Annotated in this window: 22 protein-coding genes and 1 tRNA gene; 12 read left to right on the top strand and 11 right to left on the bottom strand. The window is 39.9% G+C overall.

Annotated features, from left to right (window positions below; genetic code table 11):
• Positions 1 to 29 precede the first annotated feature (29 nt).
• A complete protein-coding gene (locus tag IAI47_RS07555; RefSeq protein ID WP_008925990.1) occupies positions 30 to 953 on the bottom strand; it encodes a sugar ABC transporter substrate-binding protein in 924 nt (307 codons plus the stop codon).
• Between the two features lie 506 nt (positions 954 to 1,459).
• On the opposite strand from IAI47_RS07555, the gene IAI47_RS07550 reads away from it, so the two are divergent.
• The 5 genes from IAI47_RS07550 to IAI47_RS07530 all read left to right on the top strand — a co-directional run bounded on the left by IAI47_RS07550 (position 1,460) and on the right by IAI47_RS07530 (position 8,314).
• Positions 1,460 to 1,535: transfer RNA gene (locus tag IAI47_RS07550), tRNA-Asn, on the top strand.
• Between the two features lie 180 nt (positions 1,536 to 1,715).
• Positions 1,716 to 2,987 (top strand): integrase arm-type DNA-binding domain-containing protein, encoded by a 1,272-nt coding sequence (locus IAI47_RS07545; RefSeq protein WP_187961265.1) that lies wholly within the window; start codon positions 1,716 to 1,718, stop codon positions 2,985 to 2,987.
• 178 nt (positions 2,988 to 3,165) lie between these two features.
• Positions 3,166 to 3,450: a hypothetical protein gene (locus IAI47_RS07540; RefSeq protein ID WP_000623194.1), complete on the top strand. Its 285-nt coding sequence runs from the start codon at positions 3,166 to 3,168 to the stop codon at positions 3,448 to 3,450.
• 11 nt (positions 3,451 to 3,461) lie between these two features.
• Positions 3,462 to 5,402 carry a site-specific DNA-methyltransferase gene (locus tag IAI47_RS07535; RefSeq protein ID WP_187961264.1) on the top strand — a complete coding sequence of 647 codons (1,941 nt, stop codon included), beginning with the start codon at positions 3,462 to 3,464 and terminating at the stop codon, positions 5,400 to 5,402.
• A 2-nt stretch (positions 5,403 to 5,404) separates the two neighbouring features.
• Positions 5,405 to 8,314 carry a type III restriction-modification system endonuclease gene (locus IAI47_RS07530; RefSeq protein WP_187961263.1) on the top strand — a complete coding sequence of 970 codons (2,910 nt, stop codon included), beginning with the start codon at positions 5,405 to 5,407 and terminating at the stop codon, positions 8,312 to 8,314.
• 509 nt (positions 8,315 to 8,823) lie between these two features.
• On the opposite strand, the gene IAI47_RS07525 is transcribed toward IAI47_RS07530, so the two are convergent.
• The gene (locus tag IAI47_RS07525) at positions 8,824 to 9,135 is read right to left on the bottom strand and encodes a conjugal transfer protein TraD (protein WP_187961262.1); all 312 of its coding nucleotides are present in this window, start codon (positions 9,133 to 9,135) and stop codon (positions 8,824 to 8,826) included.
• Positions 9,136 to 9,941: 806 nt separating this feature from the next.
• Here IAI47_RS07525 and mobQ point away from each other — a divergent pair.
• On the top strand, positions 9,942 to 11,459 hold the full coding sequence (gene mobQ, locus IAI47_RS07520) for a MobQ family relaxase (protein ID WP_187961261.1): 1,518 nt from the start codon (positions 9,942 to 9,944) through the stop codon (positions 11,457 to 11,459).
• A 184-nt stretch (positions 11,460 to 11,643) separates the two neighbouring features.
• A complete protein-coding gene (locus tag IAI47_RS07515; RefSeq protein ID WP_187961260.1) occupies positions 11,644 to 12,576 on the top strand; it encodes a hypothetical protein in 933 nt (310 codons plus the stop codon).
• 54 nt (positions 12,577 to 12,630) lie between these two features.
• Here IAI47_RS07515 and IAI47_RS07510 read toward each other — a convergent pair whose 3' ends face one another.
• From IAI47_RS07510 to IAI47_RS07500, 3 genes are read right to left on the bottom strand one after another with little or no spacing between them, the layout of a single operon-like run.
• A complete protein-coding gene (locus IAI47_RS07510) occupies positions 12,631 to 12,906 on the bottom strand; it encodes a hypothetical protein (protein ID WP_187961259.1) in 276 nt (91 codons plus the stop codon).
• 10 nt (positions 12,907 to 12,916) lie between these two features.
• Complete coding sequence (locus IAI47_RS07505; protein ID WP_187961258.1) at positions 12,917 to 13,468, bottom strand: DNA-directed RNA polymerase subunit beta; 552 nt, start codon at positions 13,466 to 13,468, stop codon at positions 12,917 to 12,919.
• A 15-nt stretch (positions 13,469 to 13,483) separates the two neighbouring features.
• Positions 13,484 to 14,053 carry a hypothetical protein gene (locus IAI47_RS07500; protein ID WP_187961257.1) on the bottom strand — a complete coding sequence of 190 codons (570 nt, stop codon included), beginning with the start codon at positions 14,051 to 14,053 and terminating at the stop codon, positions 13,484 to 13,486.
• Positions 14,054 to 14,422: 369 nt separating this feature from the next.
• On the opposite strand from IAI47_RS07500, the gene IAI47_RS07495 reads away from it, so the two are divergent.
• From IAI47_RS07495 to IAI47_RS07485, 3 genes are all read left to right on the top strand, one after another.
• Positions 14,423 to 14,734, top strand: a complete 312-nt coding sequence (locus tag IAI47_RS07495; protein WP_187961256.1) for a hypothetical protein — start codon at positions 14,423 to 14,425, stop codon at positions 14,732 to 14,734.
• Positions 14,735 to 15,877: 1,143 nt separating this feature from the next.
• Positions 15,878 to 16,543: a DNA-binding protein gene (locus IAI47_RS07490; protein ID WP_187961255.1), complete on the top strand. Its 666-nt coding sequence runs from the start codon at positions 15,878 to 15,880 to the stop codon at positions 16,541 to 16,543.
• Positions 16,544 to 16,650: 107 nt separating this feature from the next.
• A complete protein-coding gene (locus IAI47_RS07485; protein WP_187961254.1) occupies positions 16,651 to 17,037 on the top strand; it encodes a DUF4756 family protein in 387 nt (128 codons plus the stop codon).
• A 114-nt stretch (positions 17,038 to 17,151) separates the two neighbouring features.
• On the opposite strand, the gene IAI47_RS07480 is transcribed toward IAI47_RS07485, so the two are convergent.
• The 4 genes from IAI47_RS07480 to IAI47_RS07465 all read right to left on the bottom strand — a co-directional run bounded on the left by IAI47_RS07480 (position 17,152) and on the right by IAI47_RS07465 (position 19,138).
• A complete protein-coding gene (locus IAI47_RS07480) occupies positions 17,152 to 17,445 on the bottom strand; it encodes a hypothetical protein (RefSeq protein ID WP_187961253.1) in 294 nt (97 codons plus the stop codon).
• Between the two features lie 139 nt (positions 17,446 to 17,584).
• The gene (locus IAI47_RS07475; RefSeq protein WP_187961252.1) at positions 17,585 to 17,890 is read right to left on the bottom strand and encodes a hypothetical protein; all 306 of its coding nucleotides are present in this window, start codon (positions 17,888 to 17,890) and stop codon (positions 17,585 to 17,587) included.
• Positions 17,891 to 17,914: 24 nt separating this feature from the next.
• Positions 17,915 to 18,133, bottom strand: a complete 219-nt coding sequence (locus IAI47_RS07470; RefSeq protein WP_187961251.1) for an AlpA family transcriptional regulator — start codon at positions 18,131 to 18,133, stop codon at positions 17,915 to 17,917.
• 168 nt (positions 18,134 to 18,301) lie between these two features.
• Positions 18,302 to 19,138, bottom strand: coding sequence for a DUF6387 family protein (locus tag IAI47_RS07465; RefSeq protein ID WP_187961250.1), 837 nt, complete (start codon positions 19,136 to 19,138; stop codon positions 18,302 to 18,304).
• Positions 19,139 to 19,339: 201 nt separating this feature from the next.
• On the opposite strand from IAI47_RS07465, the gene IAI47_RS07460 reads away from it, so the two are divergent.
• A complete protein-coding gene (locus IAI47_RS07460; RefSeq protein ID WP_187961249.1) occupies positions 19,340 to 19,570 on the top strand; it encodes a hypothetical protein in 231 nt (76 codons plus the stop codon).
• 162 nt (positions 19,571 to 19,732) lie between these two features.
• On the opposite strand, the gene IAI47_RS07455 is transcribed toward IAI47_RS07460, so the two are convergent.
• Together IAI47_RS07455 and IAI47_RS07450 are read right to left on the bottom strand one after the other, a co-directional pair.
• Complete coding sequence (locus IAI47_RS07455; protein ID WP_008925991.1) at positions 19,733 to 20,227, bottom strand: FidL-like protein; 495 nt, start codon at positions 20,225 to 20,227, stop codon at positions 19,733 to 19,735.
• A gap of 1 nt (position 20,228) precedes the next feature.
• Positions 20,229 to 21,011, bottom strand: coding sequence for a winged helix-turn-helix domain-containing protein (locus tag IAI47_RS07450; protein WP_008925992.1), 783 nt, complete (start codon positions 21,009 to 21,011; stop codon positions 20,229 to 20,231).
• Between the two features lie 845 nt (positions 21,012 to 21,856).
• Between IAI47_RS07450 and IAI47_RS07445 the strand changes: the two genes are divergently transcribed.
• The gene (locus IAI47_RS07445) at positions 21,857 to 22,642 is read left to right on the top strand and encodes a fimbria/pilus periplasmic chaperone (protein ID WP_008925993.1); all 786 of its coding nucleotides are present in this window, start codon (positions 21,857 to 21,859) and stop codon (positions 22,640 to 22,642) included.
• Positions 22,643 to 22,645 lie beyond the last annotated feature (3 nt).

Here is a 22,645-nt window from a genome sequence, read left to right as displayed (position 1 = left end):
TCACCTCCGTACAGCTGGGTCGGGAACGATTATTTCAGGTTACGGTTGGTAAACTGTTCCATGTTTTCTTTGGTAATCAGCTGGTAAGGAATGTTGATGATTTTCTGGACTTTCTCACCTTTCACCAGTTTGATTGCCGTCTGCACCGCACCTTCACCCTGGCCCTGCGCATCCTGGAATACTGTGGCGACCATCTTGCCCTGCTTCAGCATCTGCAGCGCATCCGGTGTGCCATCGACACCCGCGATCAGGATTTTGTCCGGGTTTTTACCCAGCGCCTGCAGCGCACCAATCGCCATTTCATCGTTGTTCGAGGCGATGGCATTGATCTGATCACCGGCAGTCATCCAGTTACTGACCACATCCACCGCATCGTTACGGGTAAATTTGGCGGTCTGTTTCTGAACGATTTTGATGCCAGGGAATTTAGCTGCGACTTCTTCCACGCCTTTAGTACGGTCGCGGGTCGCTTCGTTTGCCAGGTCACCCATCAGGATGGCAACGTTGCCTTTGCCGTTCATCGCCTTCGCCAGCGCTTCCATCTGTAAGCGTCCGGCCAGTTCTGAGTCGGATCCGACATAAGCCATTTTTCCGGTCAGTTCAGCCCCAGGGCGACGGTTTACGAAGATCAGCGGAATACCCGCTTTGCTCGCCTGATCCATAATCGGTTTCACCGCATTGGTATCGACCGGGTTGACGATCAGCGCATCAACACCCTGTCCGATAAAGTTTTGTACCTGCTGCAGCTGCTGTGAAACGTCGCCTTTTGCATCCTCAACCTGCCCTTTGACGCCATCTTTCTGCATCTCTTTCTGCATTGAGGTACGCAGAATGGTGAGGAAGTTGTCATCAAACAGCGCCATTGAGACGCCAACCGAAATATCTTTTGCCATAGCGGCGGCAGGTAACATGCAGGCTAACAGTGAGGCGACAATCGTTTTTTTAATGTTCATAGGGACCCTTCTTATTTGTTAACTTGCTCAGTGGCTGCGGACCACGAATGAAAAATATCTTTTACATTCACCCAGCCTGTCTGGCGTCTGTTTCGGAAAATTTGAGGTAAGACTTCAGGTTCTGGCTATTTTTGTGATCGACCACTCCTTTTCACAATCACTTGATCTGCAAACAGTTAGTTTCAAAATGCCGTTTCACTTCTGACCGATGATAACGACCGTGATGATAAGCAGTTCATTTGTTCCATATGATCTCGTTTTGAAATTTTTATCATAAAAGCACTGAAACGCTTGTTTTAACATCGGCAAATAACAAAAATTTGACATGCATCTAACATCTACTGAGAAATGCCAGCAAAGTGAGATCCTGTTGGCAGTTTGAAAATCCATCACAAGTGACTAAAAACCGCCAATCCGCTGCTTTTACGAGCATCTGAACGCAAATCAGTAAACAGGGCTTTGACAAGCAGGATCTACGCCGCTAATATTCGCCCCGTTCAAGCGATTCCTCTGTAGTTCAGTCGGTAGAACGGCGGACTGTTAATCCGTATGTCACTGGTTCGAGTCCAGTCAGAGGAGCCAATTTAAGGGAAGCAGACGTTCACTGACGTCTGCTTTCTGCATTCCTATCAATTGGTTATCCCCCTTCAGTCGTTCACCCTCGTTCACTAAAAACCACTCGAAGCCATATCATTTTGATGGTAAAAATGCTGGTAATGCTGGTTCGATTTCCCTTTTACCAACAATCGAGGGGGTGTTTTCATGTCACTGACTGATATTAAAGCAAAAAATGCCAAACCCCTTGAGAAGGAATACAAGCTTACTGATGGCTTTGGTATGTTCCTTCGCGTTACCCCGAAGGGTTCCAAATACTGGCAAATGGCTTACCGCTTCGAAGGGAAGCAAAAACTCTTCTCTATTGGTGTTTACCCTGCTGTCTCTCTTTCTGATGCAAGACAACGCCGTGATGAGGCCAGAAGGCTTCTTGCTCAGGGCATTGACCCTAATGCAAAGAAACAGGCCGAGGTTAAAGAACTGAAGGCTAAGCGTGATAAGACACGCACCTTTGATGTAGTGGCTAAAGCTTGGTTCTCCACGAAAACAAAATGGTCAAAAGATTATGGTGACTCCGTATGGAAGCGCCTTGAAACCTATGTCTTCCCGACAATTGGTGACAAAGATGTTGCCGAACTGGATACAGGTGATCTGCTGGTTCCGGTGAAAAAAGTTGAGGCACTTGGTTATCTTGAAGTTGCCATGCGCATTCAACAATACATTACGGCGATCCTCCGCCATGCTGTTCAGCAGAAACTCATACGCCATAACCCTGCCTATGATATGGAAGGTGCTGTTCAGAAACCACAGACTGAACACCGCCCTGCACTGGAGCTGGAAGAAATTCCTCAACTACTGAAAAAAATTGCCGGATACAAAGGCCGCAGGTTAACCATACTGGCTATTCAGCTCAATCTGATGATTTTCATTCGTTCCAGTGAACTACGCTTTGCTCGCTGGTCTGAAATCGATTTCAAAAGTAAGTTATGGGTGATACCCGAAGAGCGTGAAGCAATTGAAAACGTCAAACATTCGACTCGTGGGGCAAAAATGAAGCGTAAACACTTCGTTCCCCTTTGTAAGCAAGCCATGAGGATACTGAAAGAGATCCGACAACTGACTTATGAAGAAGGTCATGATGATGGATTAATCTTTACTGGCTGTTATGACTCGTTTAAGCCCATGAGCGAAAACACCATCAACAAAGCCCTTCGCAATATGGGCTATGACACGAAGCAGGACATCTGTGGACACGGTTTTCGCACGCTGGCCTGTAGTGCCTTAATTGAGTCCGGTCTATGGTCAGAAGACGCTGTGGAGCTTCAAATGAGCCATAAGGAAAGCAACAGCGTTCGTGCCGCTTACACCCATAAAGCCAAGCACCTTGACCAGCGACGCCTGATGCTTCAGTGGTGGGCAGATTTCCTTGATGCTAACAGCAATGATATGGTCAGGCCATTTGAGTTTGCCCACAGGTGATCGTTTTGAGTTTGAAATCCAAGGCTAAACGCTTGATAACTCATCACATAGCAGCATGTAACTCTTTGTTTTGAATATATTTGAATAGCCATCATTGCTTGATGGCTACTACACCATTCTATTATGATTCTTCAGCAATATTTGATATCGTAGCAGTATTAAATACCGAGGAATAACCATGATATCAGGTCTTAATGGTGGAAATTTTATCCTTAGCTCGATGGCTAAGGAAAGAGTCAAATCAGGTCTACTTGATAGAGCAACAATAGAAGGCTCTAAAGGGGAGTATACCGTGATTTTTGATGGTTCAGAGTGGGAAGGTAAGCCATTAGTCTTAAGTAGCTCCAGACAGCCTTACGAAGCACGAGTCTTCAAAAGCATTGATGGTGCAGCGGCAGAGCTACTACGCATAGGTCTAAGTGAAGCTTCAATCAAAAACACCACTAAATCGAACAATAAATAACCAGGTTTAAAATGGATATGCAAAAAGAAACGATTTTTTCAGAAATTGAAACTGCTAACAGTAAGCAGATTGCTGTTTTAAAAGCTAACTTCCCACAGTGTTTTGATAAAAACGGGGCGTTCATTCAAGAAAAGCTGCTTGAGATCGTCAAATCATCAGATGTTGAACTCTCCAAAGAATCGTACAGCTTAAACTGGCTGGGCAAATCCTATGCCCGTTTGTTGGCTAACTTACCACCGAAGACGTTGCTCGCCGAAGATAAAGACCATAACCAACGTGAAGAGAACAAGAACAGTCAGAATCTGTTAATCAAAGGGGATAACCTCGAAGTATTGAAGCATATGGTTAATGCTTATGCTGAAAAGGTGAAGATGATTTACATTGATCCTCCATACAATACAGGTAAGGATGGATTCGCCTATAATGATGATCGCAAGTTTACACCAGAACAGCTTTCTGAACTGGCAGGTGTCGATCTTGATGAAGCAGCACGTATTCTCAATTTTACTGTCAAAGGTTCAAGTAGCCACAGTGCATGGCTGACATTCATTTATCCTCGTCTTTATATTGCTCGTGAACTAATGAAAGAAGATGGGACTATTTTTATCTCTATCGATCATAATGAGTTCAGTCAATTAAAACTTGTTTGTGATGAGATTTTTGGTGAGCAAAATTATGTTGGAGATATTGTGTGGAAAAATGCAACTGATAATAATCCGTCAAACATAGCCGTAGAGCATGAATATATTATTGTTTACACAAAAAACAAAGAGCAGCTTGAAAGTGAGTGGAAGTCTAACATTTCAGATGTTAAGAATTTACTTGTCAACATAGGTGAAGAATTCACATCAAGATATACGGGTAATGAACTTAAGGAAAAATATACCCAATGGTATCGTGAACATAAATCTGAATTATGGCCTCTTGACCGATACAAATATATAGATAGAGATGGTATCTATACTGGTAGCCAGAGTGTACACAACCCCGGAAAAGAGGGGTACAGGTATGATGTTTTACATCCAGTAACTAAAAAACCATGTAAACAACCTCTTATGGGATATCGTTTTCCATCAGAGACAATGGATCGACTTCTATCAGAAGAAAAGATTATCTTTGGTGATGATGAAAACAAAATTATAGAGTTAAAGGTTTATGCTAAAGATTATAAACAAAAATTAAGCTCTGTTATTAATCTTGATGGGCGTACAGCAACGAATGAACTCAAAGAGTTATTTCCTGAAATGACTCAACCATTTACAAATGCTAAAACAATAAAACTAGTAGAAGATTTAATCTCTTTTGCATGTGATGGAGAAGGTGTTGTTTTAGATTTCTTTGCTGGATCAGGAACTACAGCACATACAGTATTTAATTTAAATCATAAAAATAAAACATCGTATAAGTTTATTACAGTTCAACTAGATGAGCCAACAAAAGACAAATCTGATGCTTTGAAGCATGGCTATAAAACAATTTTTGACTTAACAAAAGAACGGCTAATTAGAGCTTCTAAAAATAACGGAAATCAAGGTTTTAAAGTATATCGACTAATGACTGATTTTCGAGCAAAAGATGAGTCTGAACTTACGCTGTCTAATCTTAGCTTCTTTGACGATGCTGTATTGACACCTGAACAGTATGACACCCTATTGACTACATGGTGTGTATATGATGGTAGCTTGTTAACAACGCCAATTGAAGATATTGATCTTAATGGCTACAAAGCGCACTTGTGCGATGGTCGTCTGTATCTGATTGCGCCTAATTTCACTAGCAAAGCACTGAAAGCTTTACTTCAAAAGCTGGATTCAGACAAAGACTTTGCCCCTAACAAAGTTGTATTTTTTGGCAGCAACTTCGAAAGTGCGAAACAGATGGAACTCAATGAAGCACTAAAAAGTTATGCTAATAAAAAATCTATTGATTTAGATTTGGTGGTAAGGAACTAATCATGTCTAAAGGGTTCACATTCGAAAAGAATTTACCTCATCAAAAGGCTGGCGTTGATGCGGTGATGAATGTATTTGTATCCGCCATACCTCATCAGACGGATCATGTTGCTATTCGCTTGTTAGCTAATCCAGAACTGAATCTATCTGAACAACAATATTACAACAACATAAAAAATGTTCAGGAGTTCAATGGTATTGAGCACTCAAAAGATAATTACGATGCTAAAAGCAACGTAATTGATGTTTCTATGGAGACAGGTACAGGTAAAACTTATACTTACACCAAAACAATTTTTGACCTGAACAAATCATTTGGCATTAACAAGTTTATCATCATTGTTCCGACTCTATCGATCAAAGCCGGAACCGTTAACTTTTTAAAAAGTGATGCTTTAAAAGAACACTTTCGAGATGATTACGAGCGTGAACTAAAGACTTACGTTGTTGAAAGTCAGAAAAGTTCTGGTAAAAATACAAAATCATACATGCCTCAAGCTATCCATGATTTTGTTGAAGCAAGTAATTTCAATAAGAAATATATACACGTTCTTGTGATCAACTCAGGGATGATTAACTCAAAGTCTTTAACTGACACTTATGATGTTGGTTTGCTTGATAATCAGTTTGATACGCCATTTGCCGCTCTTAGTGCGGTTAAACCATTCATTATCATTGATGAACCTCATAAGTTCCCTACAGGTAAAAAAACATGGGAAAATATTGAAAAATTTAACGCTCAATATATTGTTCGTTATGGTGCAACCTTTAGTGAGGGCTATAAGAATTTAGTTTATCGTCTTACAGCCGTGGATGCATTCAATGAAGATCTTGTTAAAGGTATTGATGCATACATTGAGGATATTGTTGGTGATGGTAATGCCAACCTCAAGTTCGTCAAATCTGACGGAAAAGAAGCGACATTTGAACTGAATGAAAATAGCAATAAAAAAACGTTTAAGTTAGCCAAAGGTGAATCGCTATCTAAGACGCATAATGCTATTCATGATTTAACTCTTGATGCTTTAAACAAGAATACAGCAGTGTTGAGTAATGGTATTGAGCTAAAAATTGGTAGCTCGATAAACCCCTATTCTTACGATCAGACACTTGCTGATAACATGATGCGTAAAGCTGTCAAAGAACACTTTAAGTTAGAAAAAGAGTATCTGACACAAAGGCCACGCATAAAGCCTCTTACTCTTTTCTTCATTGATGACATTGAAGGCTATCGTGATGGTAATCATATTGCCGGAAGCCTGAAAACTAAGTTCGAAGAATACGTTTTGGCAGAAGCTAATGAACTGTTAAAAACAGAGAAAGATGAGTTTTATAGAAACTACCTTGAAAAAACTGTTAAGGATATATCTTCTGTTCATGGTGGTTATTTTTCAAAAGATAACAGTGATAAAGATGATAAAATTGAGCAGGAAATCAACGAAATCCTTCATGACAAAGAGCTTCTATTATCTTTAGAAAATCCTCGCCGTTTCATTTTCTCTAAATGGACGTTGCGTGAGGGGTGGGATAACCCAAATGTCTTTCAGATTTGTAAGCTCCGTTCGAGCGGTAGCACCACATCTAAACTTCAAGAGGTAGGTCGTGGATTACGTCTTCCGGTGAATGAATACATGTGTCGTGTGAAAGACCGCAATTTTACTCTCAACTATTATGTTGATTTTACAGAAAAAGATTTTGTCGATTCTCTTGTCAAAGAGGTTAACGATAGTTCTTTCAAAGAAACAGTTCCAAGTAAGTTTACTCAAGAACTTAAGGATAAAATCCTATCTCAGTATCCTGAGCTTTCATCCAGAACACTCATGAATGATATTTTTGATGATGAGATCATTGATGATAATGACAACTTCAAAGATTCAGATGCCTATAGCCGCTTAAAAGCCAAATATCCGGCAGCATTCCCTACAGGAGTGAAACCAAGCAAAATCAAAAAATCCACTGATGGAAAAAGACGCACTAAAATGCGTGTTGGTAAGTTCAGTGAGCTAAAAGAACTATGGCATTTGATCAATCAAAAAGCAGTGATTGAGTATAAAATAAACAGTGAACATGAATTTTTATCTATTTTCAAATCATTCATGCTTGAAGAAACAGATAGATTTACTAAATCAGGCGTTCATACTCGCATTGATAGAATTTATATTCATAATGATACGGCAATGTCGAAAAGTATCGTCGGTGACGATGATAACTTTGCTAAACTAAACACAATGAGCTATCGGGAATTTCTTGATAACTTATCACAAACTATTTTTGCCAAACACGATACCTTACATAAGGTTTTTTGTGATATAAAAGACACTATCAACATCACTGAATACCTGAACATTCAAACAATCAGAAAGATTAAGTCTGGTTTTAGCAAGTATTTGTTGAACAATTCATTTAACAAATTCAGCCTTGGATATAATGTGATTTCAGGTTCAATTCATCCTACAAAGTTCACTAATGCAGACGGTGAGCCTGTGAGTGAGGTATTATCAAGTGATCTTGGTATATTGAATGACAACAAAAAACCACCGTTGAATTCTTATCTTTTTGAAGAAGTCTTTTATGACTCAGAGCTTGAAAGGCTCAACATAACAGATGGAGAGATTCAGTCTGTAGCTGTTTTTACAAAGATACCGAAGAACTCCATTAAGATCCCGGTAGCAGGTGGATACACGTACTCCCCTGACTTTGCATATGTTGTCAAAACAACAAAAGGTGATTATTTAAACTTCATTATCGAAACTAAAAATGTAGATGGGAAGGATAGTTTAAGACTTGAAGAAGAACGTAAGATAAAACATGCACAGGCATTATTCAGTCAAATAAGTCAATCTGTCAAAGTCGAGTTTAGAACACAATTTTCTGCAGACAGAATAGCTGAACTGATTAAAAAAGTTGGATGATAACATTTTATAAATGGAAAAGGGCCTTACGGCCCTTTCCTTTTCCCTTAAAGGGAACTCTCCATTAGAGAGAATACATATCCCCACACTTGGGGCAAATCAATCAGCCCATTGGGCTGTAAACCACTCCCCATATATGGGGCAATCAGACACTTAATGAAGTGAGTGTTCTCAAGGAACTCTTATTAAATATAATGTTAAATGTAGATTGTCAAATATATTTGAATATTTATTAAAAATATATCCACAACCATCAATCACAAATAAGTTTAATCCTCCATAAATAATTAGAGGGACAAACCAAGTTTCTGATGCCTTATCTGTCAGAGATAGATAATAGCATTTTTATTTTCTATCCTATTCACTCTGAATCGATCGGATCACAGCTTGTTGGGGCGTTCGGAACATCAACATAAGATAAAACACATACCATTTAAATAAATCATAAGGTTATGCATGTCAAGATAAAGTATCAAGTTATATAGAAGTTTATCACGCCTATAGACACTTCACTCCTGCCTCCCAATCATATCCTCAAGAAACCTTTTTCCTCGTAATTTTAATCTTGCTTTATCTTCAATGCTAATATTCGATAATTGTAGTATAAGTCCTAATATTAACTCTTTGTCCACCTCATCTACTTTACAGTCCATAGCTTTAGCTACCTCAGCACCAAGGATGATCTTCAAACGTGTCTCAGCACTCTTGGATAAATATTTCTCTTTGGTCTTGAGACGATTCAAACGCATCTGCGCTGATGCTATTTTTTGCTTAATTGTTTTTTCTGTTCTTGGCTTTCTGTTTTTATCATTATCACTCATAATTACTTCACCTTTTAGTTGTTAAAAACATGAAATACAATTAAAAAAGTAAAAGGTCAAACTTTAGGCAAAAGGTTGAATGCTTTGTATTCCAGATTAAATAACGCAGCGCGAGATGATTGTTCCAAAAAACCATATTGCTGGAATAGGGTTCATCTCTGTTAATGATAGGATTTATCCCGGAAAAATGATGTTTTGGTTTAAAAAATGAGATATCAGTAAGCTCAAAATAAAATTATGCAACACAGGCGAGAGCAACTACTAAAGTTAAATACCTGATACTCTCCCCGTTACTTATTTTATCAGAACAATGAAAAATATTTTACCCGTTGTTTTTAAACTCTGACTCATGATCTTAACCTGTGAATTGTGCAACACGGAAAAATATCTGTTATTTTCACTTTTTTATCTAAATTTCACTTTCCCGCCTTACGGCGGGAGAGAAAATACTACTTTCGCCCTTACGGGCACTCTCTAAAACCATAATTATTAAGATTCGTGTAATACCTCAGCCGTTCATCCGGTTCTAGCCCTGTAAATTTCACATTCCGTAAAACTAGAGTTATTATTTAAGTATAGAAAAACTTTTTACATTGTCGTTATAAAATAACGCAATGCCCACCTATACACTCACTTCGTGAGCGTGTGGGGTCTACCGACGGTTGCCTGCCGCAGGCTAACACCGTTTCCTTCGGAAACAAGGTCAACGTCAAAGTTTTTCTTACGAAAAACTAAAACCAGCATAGTTATATTTCCGATTTATCTTCTGGTTTGATATTTAGGTTTATATTGAGGATTTTCATTTTATGGCGATTTTTCATCTGGATTTTAAAATTGTAAAACGAAGTGAGGGCAGATCTTCCGTTGCTAAGGCTGCCTATCATGCTCGTTGCAGAATCACAGATGAAAGAACAGGTGATACGTATGATTATAGCCGCCGTAATGATTTATACGGGCATTTCATATTAGCACCTGCTAATGCTCCTGCACACATAGTAAAAGACTCTACAACATTGTGGAAAGAAGTAGAACGAGTTGAGCGTCAGAATAACGGTCAAACATCCCGTTATTTCGATGTCGCCATTCCTGCCGAGTTAAACAATGATGACAAGAAAAAGCTTGTCCTTGAATACTGCCAGAAAAATTTCGTTGATAAAGGCATGATTGCCGATATCGCTTTCCATGATCTCGATAGCGACAACCCACATGCTCACGTTATGTTGACATTAAAAACTATAGGACCAGAAGGTTTTGGTAAAAAGGAAAGAAGCTGGAACGACAGAAAAATGTCTGTTTTATGGCGTGAATCATGGTCAGCTATGGCTAACAGCTATCTTGCTGCCGCAGGTTCATCAGAACGTATTGATCATCGTTCCCTTCTGGCCCAACACGAGGAAGCGTTAGAAAACGCAGCAGTAGCTTTAGATAATGAAGAAAAAGCGCTATGGCTTGCTAAAGCCGCTGAAACGAACCGCCCTGCAATGAAACGTATCCACAGTTCCAAATGGAGTAGTAAGGCGGCTCAGGAACAAAGAGCAGCAGAACAGACTGTTCGTGATGCTGCTAAACACGAAGCTGTTGAAGTCTGTAAGACATTCAGTGAACTTGACCTTGAAATTGTTGTTGATGTCAGAAGCTTCACTGTGGCTGCTCTTGCTGAACCAGAAGAGATCATAATACCTGAAACACGTTCAAATAGTTCCAATGCTGATGAGCAAAAACCTGTATTGGTTGCTCCTGCACCTCATACTCGCCAGCGTGGTTTTAAATCTTACCGTGATAAAACAAAAGGCAGTAAAGTTGTTGCTGGTTTTCAGCCATCAATCAGTGTTTCTGATTCTGGTACAAATACTATTCTGAAAAAATCCTCCTCTCAAAACCCAAACAGGGCAACCAGAAGCGGCCCTGAACGTGTGAAAAGGAAACAGGTTATTTCGCGTCAGGATAATATCTTTAAACGCTTTACAGCCCTTTTGATTAATTTTATCAGGGATAAACTTATATGGGTTAAAACAAGCAAAACTAAAATTGATATTATTAGTGAAGAACATGATAAACGTATTGCTGAAAACTATATCTTTGATGACGTATTAGGTCATCATGTTCTACGCACTGACTATGAAAAACAAGCTAAGTTTAATCAAGATGACTATAAGCCAGCAGCTGATCAGATCAGCCGTCTCCCAAGTCGTTCAATGAATAAACAACCGGAAACCAATCTAAACATGGCTCCATCTCCACCCATGTCGCCAGAACAAACAAGGAAAAACAAGGAAAAACAGCTCCCCAAAACTGAAACCGCTAGGTCATCGCCGCAGTACTGACTTATCTTCCTAATAGCTATTTAGGACGGTTCTTTGGTGATTTTTTAGACATTAGGCGATAATTATAGATATTCTATTACAAATTTTTATACTGGAAGATTCCAAAAGGATTAATCATATACGGTTGAAAATTAGGAATACTAATGATATACATTTAGTGAAACAATAACCATGAGGCTAAGGAATGAAAAACAAGCTATGGATTTACGGTCGTGATTTTTTTGGAACCACAGAAAAATTCATTTCAACCTATTCTGGTCCGTCCCCTAAGATTTTATTAGATTCGAACGTTTCTGGCAGATACTCTTTATATTCAAAAATAGTAAATTGTCTACCGGGTGATAAAATAACTGTTTTTGCCGAAATTGAACAGGCAGTAAACAACAATTCATCCATACAAGACTCAAAGTTCGAAATATTATCAAATGATAATGAAATCAACTGCCTAAAATCAACCCTTTTGAGCGAATATAAACGATTGTTCAATGAGCAGTTGATTATGAAACATTTCAATTACATTAATAGCATTCCCAGCCTGAAAAATAAAAGTAAGTTAGAAAAAGTAATTTGTCTAATCAATCATTATCAAGACCATAATAGTAAATCATCAATAAACTTTCATTTATTGTTATGCATGTTAAACATAAGTATAAATTGTGACCCCAAAGATCGCTTTAAAAAACTACTTCACTACCCACAAGAAAGGTATAGCGTTGAATTAGTTAAAAACATACTCTTCGACCTTTTTATAATAGAAGAAGTGAATAGATTTATTGATGAAGGGGACAATGTATTTTTTTGCACCAACGATGTTGGCGCTGCATTCTATGCCAATTATATTAAAAAACTAACATTATGTATATCATTATATAATTTACATCAGGAACCAAGTAAAAATGAATTATATGGAATTGAAAAGGAAATCTATTTAACCCTTTCAAAAGACAATCAGTTTTATGAAATTATCGGTCGAATCAGGAGTGCCATATATAAAGAATGGCGTGGAGATTATAAAACAAAATACACATTCCAACTAACACCTATTGCGGATGCTATCGATAAACATCTTAGACCTAGAAAGCATGAGATAAAGAACATTGGGATTCCCACGCCTTAAAAAATTAAACCACGTCTTTTATCCTAAGACGTGGCCTATTTGTTATCGAAAAAATTACATCCTTCGCCTGAACACAACATTATCAGAGAATAATGCCTTACCAGCTATAAACCCAACAGCCGCAATGATTGGTAAGCTGATGGTAGCTCCAGCTATTCCTGTAGACATTCCTATCAGTACCGACAGGGCGAAGGTCAATAATATAATCACGAAAGCATACCAGCCGGGGTAGGTTCCATATAAAACAGTTGCCATGCAGCCAGTGCAGACATGGACGCCTCTCTGACTTTCTTTCAGGCAATACGGACACTGGATAGTTTTGTTTTCCATGATAGCCCCCTTAGATCGCTTTCCAGCCATTGCTGGTTTTAACAAGATTCATGGCACCATCAGCAGATCCGCTCATTCCTTTCACATCAGAGAACGCGCTTTTGTCCACCCATGATGGAATATCAGTTAATTTCCATGTGTAGGAGACGCGAACAACTTTCTGATTACCGTTTCCCGACTCAGTCCATTCTGTAATCTTATCAACGGCACGATGTCCCACACAGGCACCATCCTTGCGATCCCAGAACTCAACCTGTTGGCCTTTGTCTGTGACTTCCAAAACGTCAACGCTACTAAAGCCTTGAGACTGCTGTGAAACATCCAACAGCCCCTGCTTAGCCAGACCTTTTAAGATTTCATCACTGACACTATATCCTGCTGAACGGTAGCCATGGTCGACCTTAATCGGAAAACCTTTATTGAACGCAAAGTCATTGTCCTGAAGTGAGTAGCACAACTTCGATTTTGAAATTTTCGCGTTTATCGCATTCTCAAAATCGCTTTTTTCACCGCATCCTGATAATAAAAGACCAAGAGCTGCAATAGTTAAATATTTATACATAGTATTATCCAAGAATTATTTATTGATAAGACCGTTGCTCAACACAAGCAGACGAACTGGCATATCGGCGTTGTTGACCGTAGCGAAGCCGCGAACCTCGAATTTGTTAACCGTTCCGGCGACGCTGACTTTCTCGCCTCTCTTATAGGTAAGAACAGCATCATCAAGCCCTGAGTAGTAATTGATCCAGACCATGCCACCGCAGTAGTTGGTATCAGATGTTTTAAATAACAGGTAATAGTTCGCGTGAGCGGCTTTAGGCATTCCCGTCATTATATCGCTGGCACTTCTGCCCTTGGTAACCTCCAGAACAGAGGTATTTGTGATAGCGATCCTTTTGCCTGTCCATTTTTTTTCAGCCGCCATCGCGTTTTCTTCATAGTCTTTGCATACAGCTCCAAGACCAGCGACCGGGGAAGCCGGGCCGCTGTCCTGATCGGAAGTTGAAACACCCAGCGTTTTGTTCAGTGATGACAATGAAGAACTGATTGCCCCATTGACCTTACTCACACCTTCATTTAGCTGTTGGCAGCCAGAAAGAACCATCAGCGATACCGCCAGTGGTAAAAAGTTATGTCCTTTCATTTATTCCTCAAAGATTTAGCCAGATTTATATCCCACGATCCGAGCGCCCTTGCTCACAGCTCAGGACCTATCGTCTAATCAATTGATAGAATTGAATTATTTTTATTGTTCGTCATATCGTTTAAATCGATCGATAAAAAAAAATTGATAGTTTTCGACTATCGTAAATTATAAATTGATCGGCTAAAGTAATTAAAAGACCGATCGATCTATCTCATTTAATCGTCAAAAACTATCAATATGTATTTATCGATCTTTTATATCAATTGATTATGAGCAATGATTTATCATAGTTGGCTTGCTTCGGCTGGATGTTCTAAGGGAGCTGGGATCAGGAATGAAGCAGCACATAATGAGGATGTGCTACTTGTGTTGGATGTTTATCACCCTCCAGTGCTGTTCATCGCCCATAACAATCAGAACGATTTCCCATTACGCCACCTCATGGGATGGCAGGAAATCCTCTGGTATCGTTTCTCCTTCACGCCCAATAATGATCGCGTCGTTGCTCAGCGTGGTGGTAACCTTATCGCTGTTATCGAGGCACTTATCTACCAGCGCCAACCCTCGACCACGAACTTTACTGACTTCACCTGCGCTGCTAACAATTCTCGCCGTGCTGCCGTCTGGATAGATAACCTCATCACTCTCCAGCGCAACATTAACCTGACTGCCATCTGAAATTTCGATCTCATAACCGTTCCAGGCAACATGAACAGTTCCTCCCTTCTGGGTAAGACTTCTTTCAGTTGCAATGCTGTATATGGCATTAACAAAATGCTGGCAGTAATACGCCTTCTCACGGCAATGAGCGCATGCGCATTATCATTGATTCTAGCCAGCAGTTACGGAGTGAGTTCATTGGTATAATGACGTCCATTTTTTTTACTTGCCATTTAAAAGAGTGGTTTCAGTGCTATACGAACCGACTGTTAATTTGACTTTTATAACAAAGCTTCAGAAACATTGCGCAGGAAGAATAAAACCATTTTCCCCATAAAAATCTGAATATTTTTTTGAAAAGATTCTTATCTGATGAGCTTTCGCTCATGTGCTGGTGCACGGCTTTGCCCTGATGATGTAAAAAGGTTTATGGAGTTCCTCCTTTGTATGTAGAAAACCGCTTTCCTGAACAGCAGCGCTAGGGTGATTGTTCGAACAATCATATCGCTGAACAGGGCCTGCCCCTGTTAATAATGGATTTATCCATAAAAATTGCGGCAACAGCCGCCATGAAGCCTGAAGAATAACGATTGATGCTGAATCTCAGGCAGCACACGGTGTGATTGTTTGGGACAATCACTGCTGCTGTTCGCTGTAAGAGGAAGTAAAACAATATTGCTGATGAAAGTTTTTCACCGTGAGTTGATCAGAACCAGATTTTATTCACGCAGAAAATCAGGTAATTATACTGAAAGCAACAGGTGCCATTTAGACGGCACGCTCTCCCTTTTACTATATTATACTTATTACTATATTACGAACTTTATTTATCATATAAAACAGCACCTTACAGAAAAAAGGTTATAGGTTTCTATAACTCGGGTTATCGATATCTATAACCCGAGTTATGGGAAGCTATAACCGTAGTTAGCAAAAACTATAACCATAGTTTCGCATAGAAACTACTGTTTAAAACTGGCGAGTATTCCACTCTCAGTAAACTTATTCCAGTCATGAACCAAAAAAAGATTCTTTTTATCCTGTTCTGATGATAGTTTTCCACTCTATCAAAACTTTTTCCACTTATTTTTGACTTTGTTATTGATCATAGTGTTTAATCTATTATGTATTGATAAAAACAACAATAAGAGGAAAAATACAATGAGAAAAATAGATTTCCAATCCCTTAGCAGTTTATCGCCTTTTCAGCTAACACAGTATATTGATGACCATCATTTCACTAATGAACAGAAGGTGCAGATATTCGAACATTATCACAGCACCCATAAAGATGTTACCAATATCTACTCAAGAAAAGAAAACATTAAGTCTATCAGGAAGGATGTTGATTATGTCCACATGTTCACAAAAAACTTTCAGCAACTCGCAGAACTTGATATTTCTAAGAATGAACTTAAAGTTATCGCAAGGATCTTAAATATCATGGAGTTTGGAAACTGTTTTCATATCTCACAGGCAAAACTGTGCCGCGACTTAGACATTAAAAAGTCAAATATGTCTCTTGTCTTTAAAAAGCTTAAAAATAAAGGGATTATTATCGACAGAGAGGGTGATCTCTTTATGAACTCAAATATTTTTCTTAAAGGACAGGCGCATTCTATCAATGCAAAACAACGACCTAATGTCAAAAAGGCGCAGAGTTTTACTGTTGATGGAAAAGAAACGTTTGAAAGCGTTTATACTTTCCGACCAGACTCTGATGATAATTCTGACACGGGTAATAAGAGTGAAACGTCTGCAAATGATGAAACTTTATCCCTCGAGGCTCCTGAGATACCCGCATGTCTGTTTGAAGAGGCAGAATAACCTGTTCAACCATCAAAAGATATCCAATCAAACACTTCGCTGTAATTTGACACTTACGCTATACCTCGTAATATAAAGTTACCCCCTATTTTATTTACGAGGTATATATGAGAAAAGAAAAACTAGATAACAGCGACATTATTGACTATTCAAATACTCTGGAAGAATTAAGGAAATATCCATCGATAGCTCAATACAGACAGCAATATGGTGAGTTACGACGAGATAACACCCCGACCGCAGTGACAAAGCAATTTTATTCCGTTCATACCACCCTGCGCCGTCTGGATAAAAAGAAAAACAACCTGTTAGATTCATTTATTTCTGAACTCAATCCGGTGAAAAAGGAACATACTTTAGAGAGCGCAGAACGCCACATATTAGCCAGAGCGATTATCCGTGAGAATAGTGATGATGAAATCGTCTCTATGCTTATAAAGCAACGCACAGAGTTCGCACTGGATTTTCAGCGATCTGTTAATCTAAGTCTTTAACAACTTGCAGAACTGACCTCTGCCCGTGAGCGTCAGCCAATACCACTCGGTAAAATTTCACCTTAAAAAACACGCTTATCAGCCCCGCAGCGGGGGCCGATACAGTCAAAGACATCATAACGATTCGGCCAGCACTTGATAGTGCGTTTTGAATAACGCCTGCTTTACTTCTCTGAAATCGACTTCTTCCAGTTTTTCTTGTGTATTTTCTTCCCGGACAAAATCCTGAAAACACTTTTCAGCCATCATGATTGCCAGCCCGGTTAAACCGTCAATAAGGTTCGGGTCCATTATGTTGGTATATATTATACGTTGCGTCTCATCATCTGCCAGTTTAAAAATATCTGAATAGATTTGTGATGACATACCAAAGAATATGCCGGTTGATTCATTTTTAAAACTTAACATATCACTGCCTCTCTTTTATTAAGGGTTGTTTTCAACATTTTCTTTTATATTAAACTATTAGCACCAGGCATAACCAAACCTCATCCTTAAATGATGACTGGAACTTATCGTAATTATTTAGCCGTCAGCACTTATCTATTCAAAGCGCAAAGACATTTTTATAAACATACTGGTGAGTGAATGCCAGTGAGCGCAAAAATGCTCTAGATTTTTTCTGATTTACCTTTCTGAACATACAATACCCACTTCGTTCATCATGTCCTTCATAAAAATAATTTTTCGCGAGATCGATGACAACTTCAATAAACCTGCCCATCTCTTTCTTGTCTTTCATCAGTGATATATAAAATGCAGGCATATCCTTTCTAAGCTTGCTAATGTTCTCATTAAATAATCTTTCTGCCACTGCATTAAACTGCCTTGTTGTTTTTATTTCTAGAATCATAATAATCACCTTATTGTTAATGTTTTACGCTGAAACTTTACGTGAGACCATAATAGTCTTTTCAATCCATTCATCCACTTCGCTCTCAATAAACGCAATCGCTCTGACACCCGTTTTTATCTGTGCAGGGAAACGACCTGTTTTAATAAGCTCGTATATCCATGTTTTACCGAACCCAGTCCTTTTGATGACTTCCGGTAAGCGGATAAATCTTTCATTATTCTTTTCTGTGCGGTTAACCATATTTATCTCCTCTGTTGTTTGATGAGATAATCGTAAGGTTTCAGGCGATGATTTGGCAGAGACATTCAGAAAATCGTTTTTTACACGATTTTCTGAGAGGGAGAGAAAAGGGTAACTTCAGCCTGGGTGAATCCAGGTGATCACAATCTTTCTTCGGGGAAACGCGGACTAATCAAGTTCTGTATCGATGAGATCCCTCACCTTCCAGTGCTTTTTATCATCATATTTATACATAAAGTCGATGAAGGAGCGGAAAAGGGTCGGATCTTTCAGGAAGCTGACGGCCAGTGGATAATCCGTTGCTTTCACATTCTCCACTCCCCTTACACCAGCCAGAAATTCGTCAGGCCAGAGAAACCCGGTAAGCTGGGGTATGCCAATCCTGATCTGTTCATATGTTCCCCAGAGCAGAAGATCCATCATGGGTATGAGATGGTAATCAAGTATTTTTCTTATCGTGCTGACGCCAAAACGAAAATCTCTGACTGGCGGTTCAGGTGGTGCGAGCTGTTTTTTCCAGGAAGGTAGCATAACCTTCAGGTGCTCAATGATTTCATCGGAGGAAGCAGCAGAAAAGTTGATTTCAAGAAGCATTGCACCTTTACTGTTGAGACCTGCTTCTTTGAGATACTGCGACACCTCTGGCGAACACGCCGGACTTTCCCGCAGACTAGCATGAACCTCAGCCACAGTCATGAATGTGCCAACTTCCCGCAAATCTTCCCGTGTCAGAGGCTTAACAGCATAACTTGACAGCAGCGTGCGTTCCGGCCTGCCAAAGACATCCCCGAACACCACCCTGCCCGTCATAACCTCATCAAGATAATCACTGAGCACGGTCCGGTTCTCAGAGGCTATTTCATCCCAGAGTGTCATCATCCGCCAGGCCACGATCCGGTTGTCCATCTGGGTAAAAAGCTGTTCAACCGTCAGGTCATGAAGCACGCTGTAGTTGTCCATGCAGAACCAAGCCTGCACCGCTTTTTCAATTTCAGCTTTAGTCATGATATTCCTGATGGCTTTACTTCTCTGGCAGGTGTGTTATCAGTAACCTTACCGTATTCATTGAGGCTAATCCATTGAGAAAAAACAGGGAAAAAGTGCAGTCAGACCGTATCTTTACTCCTGTTGTTCAGTCACGTTCGCCAAAGATTACTACCGTAATCAATTGAATATAATTGACATTTTAGCGATACAGGATTAAAAATGTTGGTAAATATGATGGTAAAAAATCACCCCGTCATTTCAATACCACTAATAGTAGGAGATACAGATGAAGTTCGAGTCCAGTCAGAGGAGCCAGAATTAGAAAAGCCCGCTCAGGGAAACCTGAGCGGGCTTTTTGCTTTTATGTTACAGGTCGGCGAATCACTTACAGGTTCAGATGTGAACCATCAAATAACGATGTGCTTTGGTTGCTACTCAGGCAGCCTGTAGATAGAGCGTCTATCGACCCCCACTGATGTTAGCCAGGAAGCGGTTTAGCATTTGTGCTGTGCCTTTCCGCCATCCTTTTCCTTTGCTGCCTGCCAGAGAAAATGGCGCCAGTGCCTGGTTCTTTCTTTAGTGCAAAGGTTCTGCGAGCTTTCATGCAATCAGTTAAAAAGCCACGCAGGTAAAGACAAACGAAAGTGGGCTTCCCATCATAAAAGTATGATGTCCGACATTAATCACATCAAGTTGTAAGGTTTCCGGGTCGCCGGTAAATTCAGCCAACAGCTTCTCAAAGGTTGGATTATCTGTATTGTCAGTGGGAGAGATAATGATGCGGCTTATAGAGTAATGCGCTGTATTACTGCCCCTTACTTCCCCCCTATTCAGTATGAGGGTTCTTCCTAAATTTTTTTCCTCATTATTGATTAACACCCGTCCATTCAGTAAAAAATATCCGGTTCCGTCCTTGTATAGTCTGAGATCCTGGGCGACATTAAATTTAAGCGTCTGTCCCTCACCACCCAGATCGTATTGGGTAAAAGAGTAACATCTCAGTGGCAATATTAAATTATTTTCAGACCCAAAAAATATAAAACCCAGAAGAATTGCCGTACAGACAGTTGAAATAGCTATCAGAACTCTCACGTTTGGAAACATCATATTAATTCTCGTTAATATGGAAGAAATTATTGCAACTGGTTACATTCCTCTCTTTTCCAAGCTTGCAATACGAAATTAATGTTCGGCCATCATCTTTTGGCGAAAAAGACGTATAGTTATCAAAATAGATTTTTTTATTTTTATCACAGACTAAATTATTTTCTGCTAAAAGAGCAGTTATTTTACTTTTTACTTCTTTCATCTTATTTTCATTGAGATCCTTAACAAAAACCACCTCGCACCCCTCTGCAAGAAAATCTGATTTCAGATAAATGTTGATATTATCCAATGAAGACGTATTGTTTTTAAAGACTAACACCGCAGTTGCAATAAAAACGGGTGAAATGATATACAGGCAAAGAACAATGACTTTCCATGAAAGAAAAGATCCAGGTTTATTTAATAATGCCTTAGGTAAATGAGCCGGTGGCGATGACTCTATTCCGTCAAAGGAGGGGGATTTAACGACAGAATGATTAGTATTTAACTTAATACCAATTTTAGGAATGGTAATGACAATTTCATCACATCCAAATGCGGATAATGCACGTCTCATTATACTCAGGTATTGCGTTAAATTTGCATTTGACCCTCTGAGGTTATGTTTATCCCAGACTTCAACAATCAAATATTCTCTTGTCAGAATATCGCCATTGGAATCAAGAATGAGTGCCAGTAATCGCGCCGAAGGCAGGTTAATCTGAACGGTATCTTTCGTCGGTATATGTCGGAGAGTACTGTCATCCGTATTAAACACTATTGAACCATTAATGGTATACAACACCTTCACATCCCCCCGATTAAATAAATTCAATCTCAGATTTATCTTACAACATAATACAGTTAAACCCCTTTTGCACGTAGCATTTTTAAACCAAGCGAATAAAAAGCACGGGAACGCGTTGATACCCACTGACTCTGTTTCAGGGAAATTATTGTCCTGATGTCGGAACGCCGTTGCTAACGAAAGTATGAGTATATTCGCACAGCTGAACCTTCCGCTGTCAGAAGGGAACTACGACGATTCAACCAGATTCACGGCAGGAGATGCTCTTTTAAACTCTCCTCCGGATGTCAGGTAGTGGGCAGCCTGCAACAATCGGCGACTGTTTAAGCTAAAAAAATAACAAAAATAGATCATTAAACTAAAAATACAGATAAATTCGAATTACATTCCGTTATTGGTTTTCCTGTATAACACTGTTTCCATCCTGAGGTGGCAAGCCCCGGCCAGTGTGGGGGTTAAGGTGGGTACGCATCCTGCTTCAGCTCGGTGATTATAGATGTACCTGAATCCGCGCCATCTATATGAATGTGAAAAGCAATGACCTGGTAATTTCTTCAACATGCTTTATGGGCATTATAAATAACCCGAAAACACACCAGAGGATTACTGAATATGAAACTTAAATTTAAACATTATTGCACGACTGCCCTTTCCACCTGTAGCTCATCGGGCTCGCTAACTACCTGTGCCGCTTTTTATCTGAAGCTTTTCTCTTCTTAAAAATCTGGCCGTGTATTTTTAAAATGAATTTCTTTGTTAATTTTACGTTTACCTAAAAATTAACAAGGGTATTTTACGATTACGTTTAGTCAGGAATAATTATTCTCTGATAGGGATGTGTTATGTATTTACTTTGTAATAAAAAAACTTATAGGGCAGCCGGGGCTGTACTGGCCGCCGCGATATTAATCAGTAATGGCGCTACTCCGGCTTTTGCGCAGGAGCTGAAGACGGTCACCAATACCAAAGTATTCGAGGTCAAACTGGGTGCCTCACGAGTGATATATAACCCGGACTCCAGCGGAGCGTCTTTATCCATCACCAATGCGCAGGCTTACCCCATACTGGTGCAGGGAAAGGTGCTTGCGGAAGATAAAAAAACACCTGCGCCTTTTATTGTCACCCCGCCAGTTTTCCGTCTGGATGCACAGCAGCAGAACCGCCTGCGAATTATTCGTACCGGCGGTCAAATGGCCGGTGACCGTGAAACGCTGCACTGGCTTTGCGTGACCGGTATTCCGCCTAAAGATAGTGATGTCTGGGCTCAGGATGCGAAAGGGACACCGTTAAAGCCCACAGCAGTCACGCTGAACCTGGAAGTCAGCGCAAACAGCTGTATTAAGCTGCTGGTGCGCCCGTCCGGCGTGAGAGGAACGATGATGGATGCCGTATCCGCGCTTAAGTGGCAACGCCAGGGCGATAAGCTGACGGTAACTAACCCTTCCGCATTTTATATGAATTTGTCCTCACTCAGCGTGGGGGAGATGAATATTCCGGATAGGGAATATGTCGCTCCGCACTCTTCCCGCAGCTTTATCCTGCCAAAAGGCGCTGCCGGTCAGGTGAAGTGGACGGTTATCACTGATGAAGGTGGAGAGAGCCGCACGTTTCAGTCACCGTTGCACTAATAA

The sequence above is a fragment of the Pantoea sp. MT58 genome (genome assembly GCF_014495885.1).
Taxonomy (GTDB): Bacteria; Pseudomonadota; Gammaproteobacteria; order Enterobacterales; family Enterobacteriaceae; genus Pantoea; species Pantoea eucalypti.
Note: the sequence above shows the minus strand (reverse complement) of the source record. Positions and strands in the feature narration are given on the sequence as shown.

Excerpts from the sequence above, each read along its gene's own strand:
- IAI47_RS07555 (WP_008925990.1), bottom strand. The coding sequence starts at position 953 with ATGAACATTAAAAAAACGATTGTCGCCTCACTGTTAGCCTGCATGTTA.
- IAI47_RS07545 (WP_187961265.1), top strand. The coding sequence starts at position 1,716 with ATGTCACTGACTGATATTAAAGCAAAAAATGCCAAACCCCTTGAGAAG.
- IAI47_RS07540 (WP_000623194.1), top strand. The coding sequence starts at position 3,166 with ATGATATCAGGTCTTAATGGTGGAAATTTTATCCTTAGCTCGATGGCT.
- IAI47_RS07535 (WP_187961264.1), top strand. The coding sequence starts at position 3,462 with ATGGATATGCAAAAAGAAACGATTTTTTCAGAAATTGAAACTGCTAAC.
- IAI47_RS07530 (WP_187961263.1), top strand. The coding sequence starts at position 5,405 with ATGTCTAAAGGGTTCACATTCGAAAAGAATTTACCTCATCAAAAGGCT.
- IAI47_RS07525 (WP_187961262.1), bottom strand. The coding sequence starts at position 9,135 with ATGAGTGATAATGATAAAAACAGAAAGCCAAGAACAGAAAAAACAATT.
- mobQ (WP_187961261.1), top strand. The coding sequence starts at position 9,942 with ATGGCGATTTTTCATCTGGATTTTAAAATTGTAAAACGAAGTGAGGGC.
- IAI47_RS07515 (WP_187961260.1), top strand. The coding sequence starts at position 11,644 with ATGAAAAACAAGCTATGGATTTACGGTCGTGATTTTTTTGGAACCACA.
- IAI47_RS07510 (WP_187961259.1), bottom strand. The coding sequence starts at position 12,906 with ATGGAAAACAAAACTATCCAGTGTCCGTATTGCCTGAAAGAAAGTCAG.
- IAI47_RS07505 (WP_187961258.1), bottom strand. The coding sequence starts at position 13,468 with ATGTATAAATATTTAACTATTGCAGCTCTTGGTCTTTTATTATCAGGA.
- IAI47_RS07500 (WP_187961257.1), bottom strand. The coding sequence starts at position 14,053 with ATGAAAGGACATAACTTTTTACCACTGGCGGTATCGCTGATGGTTCTT.
- IAI47_RS07490 (WP_187961255.1), top strand. The coding sequence starts at position 15,878 with ATGAGAAAAATAGATTTCCAATCCCTTAGCAGTTTATCGCCTTTTCAG.
- IAI47_RS07485 (WP_187961254.1), top strand. The coding sequence starts at position 16,651 with ATGAGAAAAGAAAAACTAGATAACAGCGACATTATTGACTATTCAAAT.
- IAI47_RS07480 (WP_187961253.1), bottom strand. The coding sequence starts at position 17,445 with ATGTTAAGTTTTAAAAATGAATCAACCGGCATATTCTTTGGTATGTCA.
- IAI47_RS07475 (WP_187961252.1), bottom strand. The coding sequence starts at position 17,890 with ATGATTCTAGAAATAAAAACAACAAGGCAGTTTAATGCAGTGGCAGAA.
- IAI47_RS07470 (WP_187961251.1), bottom strand. The coding sequence starts at position 18,133 with ATGGTTAACCGCACAGAAAAGAATAATGAAAGATTTATCCGCTTACCG.
- IAI47_RS07465 (WP_187961250.1), bottom strand. The coding sequence starts at position 19,138 with ATGACTAAAGCTGAAATTGAAAAAGCGGTGCAGGCTTGGTTCTGCATG.
- IAI47_RS07460 (WP_187961249.1), top strand. The coding sequence starts at position 19,340 with ATGTTGGTAAATATGATGGTAAAAAATCACCCCGTCATTTCAATACCA.
- IAI47_RS07455 (WP_008925991.1), bottom strand. The coding sequence starts at position 20,227 with ATGATGTTTCCAAACGTGAGAGTTCTGATAGCTATTTCAACTGTCTGT.
- IAI47_RS07445 (WP_008925993.1), top strand. The coding sequence starts at position 21,857 with ATGTATTTACTTTGTAATAAAAAAACTTATAGGGCAGCCGGGGCTGTA.